The 14051-nt window shown below is 70.5% G+C and carries 13 protein-coding genes and 1 riboswitch; of the genes, 5 read left to right on the forward strand and 8 right to left on the reverse strand.

Features of this window, described 5'->3' with window-relative positions:
* Positions 1-2: 2 nt before the first annotated feature.
* The 6 genes from IE660_RS14430 to IE660_RS14455 all read right to left on the reverse strand — a co-directional run bounded on the left by IE660_RS14430 (position 3) and on the right by IE660_RS14455 (position 6838).
* On the reverse strand, positions 3-995 hold the full coding sequence (locus IE660_RS14430; protein ID WP_203569077.1) for a hypothetical protein: 993 nt from the start codon (positions 993-995) through the stop codon (positions 3-5).
* Entirely contained in the window at positions 992-2101 is a 1110-nt protein-coding gene (locus IE660_RS14435; RefSeq protein ID WP_203569078.1) for an LPXTG cell wall anchor domain-containing protein, read from the reverse strand. The genes IE660_RS14430 and IE660_RS14435 overlap by 4 nt, the downstream gene beginning before the upstream one ends.
* A gap of 95 nt (positions 2102-2196) precedes the next feature.
* A riboswitch (cobalamin riboswitch) is annotated at positions 2197-2327 on the reverse strand.
* 208 nt (positions 2328-2535) lie between these two features.
* Positions 2536-3141 carry a class I SAM-dependent methyltransferase gene (locus tag IE660_RS14440; protein ID WP_203569079.1) on the reverse strand — a complete coding sequence of 202 codons (606 nt, stop codon included), beginning with the start codon at positions 3139-3141 and terminating at the stop codon, positions 2536-2538.
* The gene (gene truA, locus IE660_RS14445) at positions 3138-3980 is read right to left on the reverse strand and encodes a tRNA pseudouridine(38-40) synthase TruA (protein WP_203569080.1); all 843 of its coding nucleotides are present in this window, start codon (positions 3978-3980) and stop codon (positions 3138-3140) included. Before truA ends, IE660_RS14440 begins: the two co-directional genes overlap by 4 nt.
* A complete protein-coding gene (trmB, locus tag IE660_RS14450) occupies positions 3977-4720 on the reverse strand; it encodes a tRNA (guanosine(46)-N7)-methyltransferase TrmB (protein ID WP_328701976.1) in 744 nt (247 codons plus the stop codon). The genes truA and trmB overlap by 4 nt, the downstream gene beginning before the upstream one ends.
* A gap of 30 nt (positions 4721-4750) precedes the next feature.
* The gene (locus IE660_RS14455) at positions 4751-6838 is read right to left on the reverse strand and encodes an elongation factor G-like protein EF-G2 (protein WP_203569081.1); all 2088 of its coding nucleotides are present in this window, start codon (positions 6836-6838) and stop codon (positions 4751-4753) included.
* Between the two features lie 300 nt (positions 6839-7138).
* On the opposite strand from IE660_RS14455, the gene IE660_RS14460 reads away from it, so the two are divergent.
* Entirely contained in the window at positions 7139-8575 is a 1437-nt protein-coding gene (locus IE660_RS14460; protein WP_203569082.1) for a serine hydrolase domain-containing protein, read from the forward strand.
* Here the strand turns inward: IE660_RS14460 and IE660_RS14465 are convergent.
* Positions 8553-9839: a glycoside hydrolase family 125 protein gene (locus tag IE660_RS14465; protein WP_407929035.1), complete on the reverse strand. Its 1287-nt coding sequence runs from the start codon at positions 9837-9839 to the stop codon at positions 8553-8555. The genes IE660_RS14460 and IE660_RS14465 overlap by 23 nt on opposite strands.
* Positions 9840-9964: 125 nt before the next feature.
* Positions 9965-10105 carry a hypothetical protein gene (locus IE660_RS14470; RefSeq protein ID WP_203569084.1) on the reverse strand — a complete coding sequence of 47 codons (141 nt, stop codon included), beginning with the start codon at positions 10103-10105 and terminating at the stop codon, positions 9965-9967.
* 233 nt (positions 10106-10338) lie between these two features.
* Here IE660_RS14470 and rplM point away from each other — a divergent pair, with 233 nt between their 5' ends.
* The 4 genes from rplM to IE660_RS14490 all read left to right on the forward strand — a co-directional run bounded on the left by rplM (position 10339) and on the right by IE660_RS14490 (position 14035).
* Positions 10339-10791: a 50S ribosomal protein L13 gene (rplM, locus tag IE660_RS14475; RefSeq protein ID WP_203569085.1), complete on the forward strand. Its 453-nt coding sequence runs from the start codon at positions 10339-10341 to the stop codon at positions 10789-10791.
* 17 nt (positions 10792-10808) lie between these two features.
* The gene (rpsI, locus tag IE660_RS15535; protein WP_203569086.1) at positions 10809-11342 is read left to right on the forward strand and encodes a 30S ribosomal protein S9; all 534 of its coding nucleotides are present in this window, start codon (positions 10809-10811) and stop codon (positions 11340-11342) included.
* Positions 11343-11477: 135 nt separating this feature from the next.
* The gene (gene glmM / locus IE660_RS14485; RefSeq protein WP_203569087.1) at positions 11478-12836 is read left to right on the forward strand and encodes a phosphoglucosamine mutase; all 1359 of its coding nucleotides are present in this window, start codon (positions 11478-11480) and stop codon (positions 12834-12836) included.
* Complete coding sequence (locus IE660_RS14490) at positions 12833-14035, forward strand: MFS transporter (RefSeq protein ID WP_203569088.1); 1203 nt, start codon at positions 12833-12835, stop codon at positions 14033-14035. Before glmM ends, IE660_RS14490 begins: the two co-directional genes overlap by 4 nt.
* Positions 14036-14051 lie beyond the last annotated feature (16 nt).

A 14051-nucleotide genomic window follows, 5' to 3' on the forward strand; every position in this document is an offset into this window, starting at 1 on the left:
CGTCAGGGTCTGCGTCCCTTCCACAGGTAGATGCCTGCGGCGCTCCCGCCCAGGGCGAGCACACCCACGGTGGTGATCACCCCGGCTGGCGACCCCGGTTCGGGGGTGTTGGCCACCGGAGGAGCCACCACCTCGTCCTCACCACTCGAGGGTGAGTCCGACGCACTGGTCGCGCCCGACAGTCCCGGGGTGGGGGTGGTCGTGCTGGTCGACGAGGCCGACGAAGGGGACGATCCGGAGGCGGACGTGGCCTCGGCCGTCGGGGCTGCAGTCGTGGGCCTCGCCGGACCCGACGACACCGGCGCGGGGGCGGTGGCCGGGGCCTTGGTGATCATCGAGCGCGTGGGTCGCGGAGCCAGCGTCGGCGGACGCACGGACGTCATCCTGGTCGTGGCCTTGGTCGTGGGCGCCTTCGTGGGCGCCATGGTGGTGGGTGCCTTGGTGGTGGGTGCCTTGGTGGTGGGTGCCTTGGTGGTCGCCGGTGCCGTGGGGACCACCAGCGTGGCCGGGTTGACCTTCGAGCTCAGCTGCGACTGGCAGGTGCTGCGCTGCGCTGCGGCTGAGGCGTTGGCGGTGTAGCACCAGCCCTCGAGCGTGCCCGCCGGGGGCCGCCGGCCGCCAGCGCCGAGCGGAGAATAGGTCCACTGGCCGCCGGGGGTGGCGTACCAGTAGCTCCAGTACTGGTTGGCGAACGTGGTGGGGCAGGTCGACGGGTAGCCGGCGACCGTGCACACGTAGCCACCAGGAGCGTTGGAGTACCCGACCGTCGAGAGCGCCTGCAGTCCCGTCGAGGGCCGGCCGACGCAGATCGAAGCCCGGGTGGCACCGGTGTCGGTGACCACCACCAGCCACACTCGCCCACCTGAGAGGCAGTCAGTGATCGGGCCGGCTGGCAGGGCCGGGGCGGGCTCGGCGGCCCGGGCGGTCGAGACGCCCAGCAGGGCGCCGGCGACCACCCCGGCTGCCAACAGCCAGGCCGCGATCGTCCGTTTCATCGGCGACGGGCGAAGACGGTGCCGCCTGCGGTGGCCACCAACACGATGGTGATCAGCCCGGCCAGACCGTCGGCGTCACCGGTCGAGGGCAGCTTGACCGGCTTGGTCTCGTCGGTGGTGCTGGGCGACGGGGAGGGGTCGGTCTGGTTCTGGCCCGGGTCCGGGTCGACGGGGGGGGAGACCTCGGCCGGGACGAAGGTCACCGTGGCGTAGCTGGTCTCGGCCAGCAGCAGGATCGCCTGGGTGGTGGCCATCAGGTTGGCGGTGGTGCCGTCGAGGCTCGCGGCGAAGGCGCCGTTGTCGAGTTGCTGACCGACCAACCAGGCCAGCGTGCGCGAGACGTCTGTGCCGGCATCCTCGAGCGCCGATCCGAGCAGCCCGGCGGTGTTGGCGGGGGAGTAGCTCGCCCAGTAGCTGGCGTCGATGGTCTGCGACGAGGCCCAGGCCAGCGCCTTCTCGAGGGCCTCGGCGGCCCCGGGGGCGTCGGGGATGGTGAGCAGCGCGGCGATCATCATGCCGGTGATGTCGGCGTCCTCGGCGAACGCGTTGTCGTTCCAGGTCTCCACGTAGCCGAAGGCCCCGCTGGGGCCCTGGGCGGCGAGCCCGGCCTCGAGCACCGCCGGCGGCACGTCGACCCCGTTGCGGGCCAGACCCAGGATGGCCAGGGCCGGGCCGAAGTAGCCTCCAGCAGTCGGGTCGGCAGCCAAGCCCTTGTCGAGTGCGGCGAGCAGGTCGACCCCGCCGAAGTCGGTGGCGTCGACCTTCATCACGGCGGCCACCAGGGCCAGCTTGGCGGTGGGGGCGGGCCCGGTGGCGTAGCCGGCGGCGCGGGCCTTGAGCTCGTCGAGCATCTGCAGCGCCACGCCCTGCTGGGTCTCGGAGGCGGCGAGCGCAAGGATCGAGTCGGACAGCACACCGGCGTTGAACGACTCAGGGTTGGCCTTCCACTGGGCGGCGATCCAGTCGGCCGCGGCGTGGGTCTGGTCCTGGTTGGCCACGGCGACCACGCGGATAGGGTCGGCCTGGGCGGTGGGAGCGGCGCTGACGGCGCTCAGGGCGACCACGGCCGCAAACCCGGCAGCCAGCAGTCGACGAATGACAGACATTCGATGTCCTCTCAGGTCACGGGCACACGGGCCCGGAGAGGAGCTCTCGTCCGTACCCACCCGCATGCCTCGACGGGGCGCCCCGAACCACGGGGCGTGGGATGGCTGAAGCGGCGGGCATTCCGACTTGGGCCTGGGGCCCTCACGGCTGCGGGTCAGTTCCGGTCTCGCACCGGATTCCCCCGTCGAACAGCTGAGTCAAGCTACCACACGGGCGTCTGGTTCAGCGACGTGGCGGTGCAGCAGGGCCTCCCCGGTGCACGGGCTGTCCAGGGAGCCGTACCAGCCGGCCTCCAGCAGCACCGGTTCGTCGACCGTGCGGTCGAGCAGGGGATGTACCAGCGGGCGTGGAACCGTCCCTGCACACCTGTGGTCCAGTGGCCCGGTCAGGTCAGGGTGCATGGCCACACTGTGCCCAGCCCGGGGCCGCGGCGTCAGGTGTCGTGGGCGATTCGGGTCACCTCGAGCACCCGGAAGCCCTTGGCCGAGCCGAGCCTGCGGCAGGCCCAGCCCTGGTCAGTGAGCCAGCGCTGCAGCGAGTCGGCGCCGAGGAACTTGCCGACCACCATCACCATCCGCCCGTCGGCACTCAGTCGGGGGAGCCACTCCAGCAGCAGGGCGTGCAGGGCCTCCTTGCCGATCCTGATCGGGGGGTTCGACCAGATCTCGTCGTAGCGAGCCTGCGGGTCGACCTGTTCGGGGCGCAGGATGTGCACCCGGTCGCCGACGCCAGCCGCGTGGGCGTTGACCGCGGTCAACTGCAGGGCACGGTCGTTGACGTCGACCGCGGCGACCTGCGAGCCGGGGGAGTGCACCGCCAGGGCGACGGCGATCGGGCCGAAGCCGCACCCGACGTCGGCCAGCCGCAGCCCGGGTTCCGGCGGGGCGGTCTCGCGGAACAGGACCGCGGTGCCGGGGTCGAGGCGAGTGCCGGAGAAGACTCCGTTGGCCGTGGTGAAGGTGTGTTCGCGCCCCCAGATGGTCGCGCCCACTTCGCGGCGGCGTTCGTCGCCGTCGGGAGTGGTGAAGTAGTGGCTCACACCGGTTCCTGTTCGTCGCGGCGGGCGCGGGCGGCGGTCGCGCGTTCGGCCAACTGGTCGTCGGCAGGGTAGCCGACCTGCTCGAGGGTGAGCCCGTGGGCCGGCATCACCAGCACCTCGCCGTGGCGGACCGGTGAGGCGGCGACCTGGTCGATCCACCCGGTGGGACGACGGCCCTGCGCGACCGCGGTGACCGCGCCCACCAGCGAGCGCACCATCGAGTGGCAGAAGGCATCGGCCACCACGGTGACCTCGACGGTGCCGTCGTCGGTGCGCGCCGCCTCGAACCGGTGCAGGTCGCGGATCGTGGTCGCCCCCTCGCGCGGCCGACAGAACGCAGCGAAGTCGCGGAGCCCGAGCAACTGCGAGGCGCCCCGGTTCAGCGCCGCCAGGTCGAGTTCGCCGCGCACGGTCACCACGCGCCGCCGCAGCGTCGGCACCGGCACCGAGGCGGCATCCCAGATCCGGTAGCAGTAGCGTCGCCAGATCGCCGAGAACCGGGCATCGAACCCCGGTGGAGCAGGGCTGACGGCATGGACGACCACGTCGTCGGGCAACACCCGCCGCAACCGGTGCGTGAGTACCTGCTCCAACGGACGAGCTCCGCCGCGGTCGTCCACGACGAGGTCATCAGGCAGGTCGACGTGGGCCACCTGGGCCGAGGCGTGCACCCCCGCATCAGTACGACCAGCCACCGTCAGGGTCACCGGCTCGCGCAGCCGCAGCACCTGGCCGATCCAGTCCTCACACGTGCCCTGCACGGTGCGCAGACCGGGCTGGCGGGCCCAGCCGGAAAAGTCGGTGCCGTCGTAGGCCAGGTCGATCCGCCACCTGGTCATGGCGTCGCCGTTCCCGACTCGGCACGTCGGTAGGTGAGGTCGCGGATCGTGCGTCCTGCAGCCAGACCGCGCGACTCGAACCGGGTCACCGGGCGATCGGCGAACCTCGGCGCCCAGCCGCCGTCTCCGGCATGCACGTTGACCAAGCCTGGCGCGACGTCGAGCACCTCACGCATCCACTCGGCGTAGTCGTCCCAGTCGGTGGCCAGCCGCCAGGTGCCGGTGTCGGTCAGCCGCGAGGCGACCAGACCGGCGAACTCCGGGCTGACCAGCCGGCGCTTGTGGTGACGGGTCTTGTGCCACGGGTCGGGGAAGAAGGTCCACACCTCGTCCACCGAAGCGGGTGTGAGCAGGTGGGTGAGGCCGCCGACGGCGTCGTGCATCAGCAGCCGCACGTTGCCGACCCCGGCGGCGGCGAGCTTGCCCAGCGTCGAGGCCACCGCAGGCTGGAACACCTCGAAGGCGAGCACGTTCCAGTCGGGACGGGCGGCAGCCATCGGTACCAGTGAGTCACCCGTGCCCGAGCCGATCTCGACCAGCAGTGGCGCGGTGCGTCCGAACAGGGTGCCGAGGTCGAGCGGCGGCTGCTCGGCCACCGAGGTCGAGGTCTCGTGCTGCTCGACCTCGACCACCCACTCGGCGGCATGGCGTTGCCAGGCACGCTGCTGGGACTCGTTCATCCGCGCCGAACGGCGGACGAACGAGACCACCTGGCGCCGCGGTCGGGTCGGTGAGTGCACGAGGGTCAGCGTAGGCGAACCCGAACCCAATCAGCGCTCGGGCAGTGCCTTGATCACCGACTCCGGTGCCTGCTCGTAGCCCGAGAAGGTGCGGGTGAACGAGCCACTGCCGTGGGCCAGTCCGCGCAGGTCGATCGCATAGCGGCTGAGCTCACTGGCCGGCACCTGGGCCCGGATGACCACCTCGTGCGGGCCACCGGCGTCGGTGCCGAGCACGCGTCCACGACGGTTGCTGAGGTCGGTCATCACCACGCCAAGGTACTCCTCGCCGACGGTGACGGTGACGTCGTCGACCGGCTCGAGCAGTGCGACCTGGTGGGGCTTGGCATTGTCCTTCAGCGAGAGCGATCCCGCGGTCTGGAACGCCATGTCGGAGGAGTCGACCGAGTGGGCCTTGCCGTCGAACAGGGTGGCCTTGACGTCGACCATCGGGTAGCCGTAGACGGTGCCCTTCTCGAGCTGGGCGCGGATGCCCTTCTCGACCGAGGGGATGAACTGTCGCGGCACCACGCCACCGACCACCTTGTCGATGAACTCGAAGCCCGCACCACGCTCGTTGGGCTCGTAGGTCACCTCGCAGACCGCGTACTGTCCGTGGCCTCCGGACTGCTTGACGTGACGGCCCTGGCCGTTGAACGACGCGGTCAGGGTCTCGCGGTAGCCCACCCGCACGTCCTCGATGTCGACCGAGACGCCGTAGCGCTCGTTGAGCCTGGCCAGCAGCAGGTCGGTGTGGGCCTGACCCATCGTCCACAGCACCAGTTGGTCGGTCTCGGCATTGCGCTCCAGACGCACCGTGGTGTCCTCGACGACCAGCCGAGCCAGGGCGTTGGGCATCTTGTCCTCGTCCTTGCGGGTCTGGGCACGCACCGCCATCGGCAGCTGAGGCTGTGGCAGCACCCACGGCTCGATCACGGCCGGGCGCTCCCGGCTCGAGATGGTGTCGGAGGTCTCGGCCTGCGACAGCCGGGCGACCAGGACGATGTCGCCGGCGATCGCCTGCGGACGCTGCTTGAGTTCGGTGCCCACCGGGAACGACAGGGCGCCGACGCGCTCCTCACCGTCGTGGTCGGGGTGGGCGGTGTCCTCGACACCGCTGAACAACTGGCGGTGGCCCGAGACGTGCACGACGTCGTCGGTGCGCAGCGTGCCCGAGAACACCCGCACCATCGACAACCGGCCCGCGAACGGGTCGGAGGTGGTGCGGATCACCTCGGCCACCAACTCACCGTCAGGGTCGGCGGTCATCGGATCGAGCGGCTCGCCCTGCGGGGTGCCGATCTGGGGCAGTTCGTGCAGGTCAGGGGTCGGGAAGCCGCGCTCGATCAGGCTGTAGAGCTCCTCGGTGCCGACGCCGTTGGTCGACAGCACCGGGATGACCGGGAAGAAGTTGGCCTGGGCGATGGCGCCCAGCAGCACCTGGGCCACCTCTGAGACGGCGAGGTCCTCGCCCTCGAGGTAGCGCTCCATCAGTTCCTCGTCGTCGGCCTCGGTGACGCCGCTCTCGAGGAACTGGGCCCGGTACTCCTCGATCAGCGCCGACTCCTCGTCGGTGGCCTCACGCGGCTGGTCACTGCCCGAGGAGTAGTCGTGCACGTTCTTGGTGGTCAGCGAGATGTTGCCGATGATCTCGCTGCCCCTGCGCAGCGGCAGGTAGGCCGGCACCACATTGGCGCCGAAGGCCTCCTGGCAGGCCTCGACCGCAGCCTCGAAGTCGCCGCGCTCGGCGTCCAGCTTGGTCACCACGATGGCCCGCGGCATGTTCACCGCGGCGCACTCACGCCACAGCGCGGCGGTGGCGTTGTCGATGCCGTCGGTGGCCGACACCACGAAGATCGCCGCGTCAGCGGCGCGCAGCCCGGCGCGCAGTTCGCCGACGAAGTCGGGGTGGCCGGGGGCGTCCAACAGGTTGACCACGACATCACCGGTGGCCACCGAGGCCAGGGTGAGGGCGGCTGCCCGCTCACTGTCGTCCTTGTCAGGTCGGTACCCCGCGATCCGAGCCCGTAGCAGGTGCTCGAACAGCGTGGACTTGCCCGAGCCGGCCGAGCCGACGAGGACGACATTGCGTAGGTCTGCGGGGACACTCACCGCCTGGTTGTTCGCCTTTGAACTCATGAACCCACCCTGCCGTGGTCACAGCGTGCTGACAAGAGCGTCCATGGTGACATTCGCCACAGTCACGGCCGGCGACCCTGCGATCACAAGGTCGGCCACGCCGGATGCTCGGGCAGCAACTGCTCGTAGTCGGCCACCAGGGCGTCCCTGTACTCGCCGCGACAGGTGTGCCGCCAGATCCACCATCACGCTCTCCTCGTCATCGGTTCGTGCTTCCCATTCAGCCAGACCGGACGAGGCTTCGGCCAAGGGTTGCCCAGAGTTGCCCCAGTCGGGCCCGTGGTGGTGTGGGATCGATCCATGACCTCCACGACCACGCCAGGCCTGTCCGTCGCCGACGCCGTCGCGGCACTGCGCCCCTTCCTCGACGACTGGTTCGAGACCCAACGGACCAAGACCCAGGTGCCGGGGGTGCAGGTCGCGATCCGCGATCGGGGCGACCTGCTGTACTCGAAGGCCTTCGGGCTGGCCGACCAGGCCAGTGGTGAGCGGCTGACCACCCGCCACGGGTTCCGGATCGCCTCGCACTCCAAGACCTTCACCGCGACCGCGGTGATGCAGCAGGTCGAGGAAGGCCTGCTGCGTCTGGACGACCCGCTGCGTGCCTGGCTGCCCGAACTCGACGACACCCCCGCCGGGTCGGTGACCATCCGCGAGTTGCTCTCGCACCAGGCCGGGATCGCCCGTGACGGTGAGGACGCGAACTTCTGGCAGCTCGACCACCGCTTCCACGACCGCGACTCGCTGCTCGCCGAGCTGCGCAAGGACCTCGTCCTGGCACCCCAGCAGCACTTCCACTACTCCAACCTCGGCTACAGCGCACTCGGGCTGGTGCTCGAGGCGGTCACCGGCAAGCCCTGGGCCGAGGTGATGACCACGATGCTGGACGAGTTGCCCGGTGACGGTGCTCCGCTGCGTCTGGGCCCCGAGATCGGCGTGGGGCCCAAGGGTCCGATGGCCTCGGGGCACAGCCTGCCGATGAGCATGGACGACGCCCCGCCCACTCCTGTGGTGATCGCCCCGGTGAACACCTTCGCCGAAGGGGCGGCCACCGGGTTCTGGGGGACCGCCGAGGGCACCACCACCTGGTTGGCCGCCCACGCCCTGGGCACCGACCAGCTCCTGTCGGACGCCTCGAAGCGGCTGATGCAGCGCAAGGAGTCGACCGTGGTCGAGGCCGGTCAGACCCGCTGGTACGGCCTGGGGCTGATCCAGCGCAAGGCCGGTGATCGCACCCTGGTCGGGCATTCCGGTGGGTTCCCCGGCCACATCACCCAGACCTGGGTCGACCCGGTCGAGGGACTGGCGGTGGCGGTGCTCACCAACCGGCTGGGCACCATGGCCAGCGACTGGGCCACCGCGGTCTACACCCTGGTCGACAAGGTCGTGGGCGCGTCGCGTGAGGAGGGGGAGCCGATTGATCCGGAGCGATTCGCCGGCCGGTTCCAGGCGCTGTGGGGCACCACCCACCTGGTGCCTGCGGGCGCTCGCGTCGTCCGGTTGGGTTGTGAGTTGGCCGACCCGGCCCAGACTGCGGTGGCGCTGCGGGTGACCGACGACCTGCGGCTGCACTCGCCGGCCAAGGACGGGTTCGCCGACTACGGCGAGGACACCGTGTTGACCCGGGGCCCGAGCGGGGCGATCACCTCGGTGACCACCACCGGCATCACCAGTTGGCCGCCGGCGCAGTTCCGCCGGCGTCTGCCCGCGCTGCTCAGCGGGGAGCGTCTGGGCTGAGTTCGCTGCGCACCAGCAGCAGCTCACAGACCATGGCGGTGGCCCAGGCGAACCAGTCCCGGGTGTGCCGACGTGGGTCGTCGGGGTGGAACGACTCGTGCACGACACCACCGTCGGCGGCGGTGGCCACGAGGCTCTGGGTCAGGCGTGACTGCTCTTCGGGGTCGTCGGTGGTCAGGGCCTGCACCGCGAGCGCGATCGGCCAGACGTGGCCGGCCGGGGTGTGCGGTGACCCGATGCCGCTGGCGTGGACACCCCGGTGGAAGGACGGGTTCGCCTCGGAGAGGACGAAGCGGCGGGTGGCCAGGTACATCGGGTCGTCGGGTCGTAGCGACGAGCACAGCGGCAGTGACAGCAGGCTGGGCATGTTGGCGTCGTCCATCAGCACCTGGCTGCCCAGGCCGTCGACCTCGTAGGCGAACACCTCGCCGTGGCCGGTGACTTGGACCCTGCCGTGCCGGCGCACCCCGGCCTCGATCTCGTCGGCCAGCGTGACCGCGCGCTCGGCCACGTTGGGAGCAGCGTCCTCGCGGGCCGCCATCTGGGCGAGCAGGCGCAGGGTGTGGGCGGCGAACAACTGCTGGGGGATGTTGTAGCCGTACCGGCAGGGATCGTCGCTGGGCCTGAAGCCCGACCAGGTCATGCCGGTGTCGACGACCGGCGTCCCGCGGCCATTGGCCGGCAGGGATCCGCCGCCGCACCGGGTGAACCGGTAGATCGAGCGCGTGGGGTGCTGCTGTTCCCGCTGCCACAACTCGAGCACGGTCTGGGCGCCCGCGACCACGGTCGGCAGGTGGTCGGTGCGTCCGGTCACCTGCCACAGTTGCCAGGCCAGCTGCAGCGGGAAGGCCAGCGAGTCGACCTCGTACTTGCGCTCCCAGACCCGGGGATCGCTGACCTGGTCGCCGGGGTGCCAGCTGAGTCCGCTGGGGCTGGGGTTGAAGGCGTTGGCGTAGGGGTCGACCTCGATGCACGCCCACTGTCGGGCGACGACTGCCGCGATCGCGTCGCTGACCTCGTCCGACTGGTCGGCGAGCAGCACGAACGGACGCAACTGGGCCGCGGAATCGCGCAGCCACATCGCGGGGATGTCGCCGGTGAGCACGTGGATGGTGCCGTCGGGCCGACGCACCAGGGTGGTCTGCCAGATGGCGAGCATGCCCTCGGTGAACAGCCGAGCTGCCGCCTCGCCGTCGACCGGGGCCACCCGCCGGGCGTGCTGGTCGATCAGCCTGCGCAGTTCGGGGCTGGCGGGGTTGACCACGGGCCGGGCGGGAGCCAGGCCGAGTCGCGAGCGGGTCTCGCGGGCCGCCAGCAGCGCCAGACCACGCAGCAGCCCCGGCCAGGAGCCGGGGCTCGACCAGCGTCGTGGCACAGACGCGGCTGTACTCACGGGACCGGCGGGCCGGGGGCGGCGCCACGCAGGGTCGACACCGAGCCAGCCCCGCGCACTCCGTTGGGGCCACGTTGCTCGAGGGCAGCCTGCATCGCATCGAGAAGGGCCATCACCGATGAGATCTGGTCAGTCATGGGACTCCTTCGGTCGGGCGACCGGGGGACGGGGCTGGGGCGCGGCACTCGGACACTGCCTTGGGACATTGCCGTGGGACACTGGACCGGAAGCGCCGCACTGATTTTGCGCCGTCGGCGTGGTGAAGGTAGCCTAAGACGCTGTTGCGCCCAGCGCTGCCCTCGTGTGGGAGACCCACGATGCCAGGGCGCCGAAGATCCGTTCAACAACTGATGGAAGATGGTCTGTGACCGTGTCTACGTACACTCCCAAGCCGGGTGAGATCACCCGGAACTGGCATGTGATCGACGCCGAGGACATCGTGCTCGGTCGACTCGCCGTCGCGGCGGCCACGCTGCTGCGCGGCAAGCACAAGGCCACCTTCGCCCCCCACGTCGACGGCGGCGACTTCGTCATCGTCGTCAACGCGTCGAAGATCGCCCTCAGCGGCAACAAGCGCGACACCTCGCTGCGCTACCGCCACTCGGGTCGCCCCGGCGGCCTGAAGTCGATCTCGATCGGCGAGATGCTCGAGAAGGATCCCCGCAAGGCGGTCGAGCAGGCTGTGTGGGGCATGCTCCCCAAGAACAAGCTGAGCCGTCAGCTGATCGGCAAGCTCAAGGTCTACAGCGGCCCCGAGCACCCGCACGCTGCGCAGAAGCCGCAGCCGTACACGATCACCCAGATCTCCCAGACCGCTCAGTGAGCCGAGAAGGAACCGCCGTGACTGAGACCGTTGAGCTCGACGAGACCACTGTCGAGAACGAGACCACTCCCTTCGTGGACGAGAACGATCGCGAGATCGCCTACCGTTCCGACTCCAACCCGGCCACTGCCGCCGCCGGTGCCAGCAGCCGTCCGGCCGTGATCGCCCCCGGGCAGGCCACCGGTCGTCGCAAGGAGGCCGTGGCCCGCGTGCGCCTGGTCCCGGGCTCTGGCCAGTGGACCATCAACGGCCGCACCCTCGAGGACTACTTCCCGAACAAGGTGCACCAGCAGGTCGCCAGCGAGCCGCTGCAGGTGGCCGGCGTCGCAGGTTCCTACGACATCATCGCCCGGATCAACGGTGGCGGCGTCACCGGCCAGGCCGGCGCCCTGCGCCTGGGCGTGGCCCGCGCCCTCAACGGTGTGGACGAGGAGGCCAGCCGCCCGGTGCTCAAGAAGGCCGGCATGCTGACCCGTGACGCCCGCATCAAGGAGCGCAAGAAGGCCGGTCTCAAGAAGGCTCGCAAGGCTCCGCAGTACTCCAAGCGCTGACCCTCACCAGTCCAGGTCAGCCAGCACAGGCCCCGCCACGGCGGGGCCTCGTGCATTTCCGGCCCCCGTCGCCGCCTGCCACTGGCCCGGTGCTGCGCGCATGGGCAGTGAGCGAATCGGGCTAGGGTGTTGCGCGTGGCTCGACTTTTCGGAACAGACGGCGTTCGTGGCGTCGCCAACCAGGACCTGACCGCAGAGCTCGCGCTCGACCTCTCGGTCGCCGCTGCCCACGTGCTGGGGGAGGTGGGCTTCTTCGGTCGCGACCGTCGTCCGACCGCCCTGGTCGGACGAGACCCGCGCGCCTCGGGGGAGTTCCTCGAATCCGCGGTGATCGCTGGTCTGGCCAGCGCGGGTGTCGACGTGGTCAGGGTGGGCATCGTGCCGACCCCGGGTGTGGCCTTCCTGGTCAACGCGCACAACGCCGACCTCGGCGTGATGCTCTCGGCGTCGCACAACCCGATGCCCGACAACGGCATCAAGTTCTTCTCGCGCGGTGGCGTCAAGCTCGACGACCTGCTCGAGGACGCCATCGAGGAGCGGCTCGGTGAGGACTGGCAGCGCCCCACCGGTGACCGGGTCGGCCGGGTGACCACCGACCTGGGTGCCATCGAGGAGTACGTCGCCCACCTGGTCGGATCGCTGGGCTCCGACGGCAGCCTCGAGGGCATCACCGTCGTGCTCGACGCGGCCAACGGCGCGTCCTGGATGACCGCGCAGGCCGCATTCGAGACCCAGGGCGCGACGGTGCACATGATCCACCACACTCCCGACGGGCTCAACATCAACGAGGACTGCGGCTCGACGCACCTGGGCGACCTGCAGCGCGCCGTGGTCGAGAAGGGGGCCGATCTCGGGCTGGCCTTCGACGGCGATGCCGATCGCTGCCTGGCTGTCGATGCCAATGGCGAGCTGATCGACGGCGACCAGATCCTGGCGATCCTCGCGCTGGCGCTCAAGGAGGATCGCAAGCTCAACTCCGACACCGTCGTGGCCACCATCATGAGCAACCTCGGCCTGACCCTGGCCATGCGCGAGCACGGCATCAGGGTCGACCAGACCAAGGTGGGCGACCGCTACGTGCTCGAGTCGATGAACGCCAACGGCTTCACCCTCGGTGGCGAGCAGTCCGGCCACGTCATCATGAGCGACTTCGCCACCACCGGCGACGGTGTGCTGACTGGCCTGCACCTGGCCGCCCGGATGGCCACCACCGGCAAGTCGATCGCCGAACTCGCCGCAGTGATGACCCGGCTGCCGCAGGTCATGGTCAACGTCAAGGGCGTCGACAAGACCCGCGCCGGCATCGACCCCGAGATCCAGTCGGCGGTCTCGGCTGCCAACCGTGAATTGGGCGACACCGGCCGCGTCGTCCTTCGCCCCTCGGGCACCGAGCCGGTCGTCCGCGTGATGGTCGAGGCCGACACCACCGAGCGGGCAACCGAGATCTGCCACCGACTGGCCGACCTGGTCAAGGCGAGGGTCAGCCTGGGGTGACCGAGCGGCTGTGGACCCCCACGTTCATCGGGGTCACCTTGGCGAGCCTCGGCAACTCGATGATCTTCTACCTGCTGGTGCCGACCATGGCGGCGTATGCCACCACCCGGTTCGGGGCCAACGACGTCGAGGCGGGAGCGCTGTCGTCGGTCTTTTTCATCGGGGCGCTGCTGGCACGGCTGGTGTCGGGCTGGGCGGTCGACCGGTTCGGTTCCCGCACCCTGGCCATCGCCTCGGCCGTGTTCTACCTGCTCACCACCATCGGCTACCTGGTCACCCCGACGCTGTGGACGACGATGGGCCTGCGGCTGTTCAACGGCATCGGTTTCGGTCTGCTCGGCTCGGCGCTCACCAGTGGCGTCATGCTGATCGTCCCAGCCCACCGGCGCAGTGAGGGTGCCGGTTGGGTCGGGGTCGGAAACGCTGCGGCCGTGGGCCTGGGACCGTGGCTGGCGCTCACGCTGGCCGCCACCCGGTGGCAGATGCGCGGGGTGTTCCCCGTCGCCATCGCGTTCGCAGCGCTGTCACTGGTGCTGCTGCTCACCCTCGGACGCGACCTGCCCGGCCGCCAGCAGGTGCACCAGGCCGCGGTCACTCGCCCTGGACTGGGCAGCCTGCTCGACGCCCGGGCGCTCAGCGTCGGCGCCATGGTCGTGCTCGGTGGCTTCGCCTACGCAGCCGTGCTGACCTACTTGGGGCCGGCCTCGGCCGGCACCGGACTGGTTGGAGCAGCGTCGCTGTTCTTCTTGGTCTACGCGGGCGTCGTGCTGTTCTCGCGCCCGGTGGGTGGACGACTGCAGGACCGGTTCGGTGAGCGCACGGTGCTGGCGCCCGCGCTGGGCGGGCTGGGCATCGGCCTCGGGCTGGTCACTGCCGCCATAGCCCTGGCCGGACGACCGGTCGGCGGTGTGCTGCTGCTGGTGGCGGCCGTCATCCTCGGCGCCGGCTGGGGAACGGTGACCACCGGTGGGCAGGCGGCTGCGGTCAACCGGGTGCCTCGCGAGCGCACCGGGGCAGCGGTGGCCACCTTCTTCTTCTGCCTCGACCTCGGTACCGGTGTGGGCCCGATCCTGCTCGGGGTGCTGGTCGCACCCTTCGGCTATGTCGGCCTGTACCTGGCCGCCACCGTCGTCGCTGTGGCATCGCTCGTGCTCTACCTGGGCTGGACCCAGCGATCCATCCCGGCGCCGGCCGCCTGAGGGGCTCGCCGGCGCG

The sequence above is a fragment of the Aestuariimicrobium ganziense genome (assembly GCF_015352975.1).
GTDB classification, from domain to species: Bacteria; Actinomycetota; Actinomycetes; order Propionibacteriales; family Propionibacteriaceae; genus Aestuariimicrobium; species Aestuariimicrobium ganziense.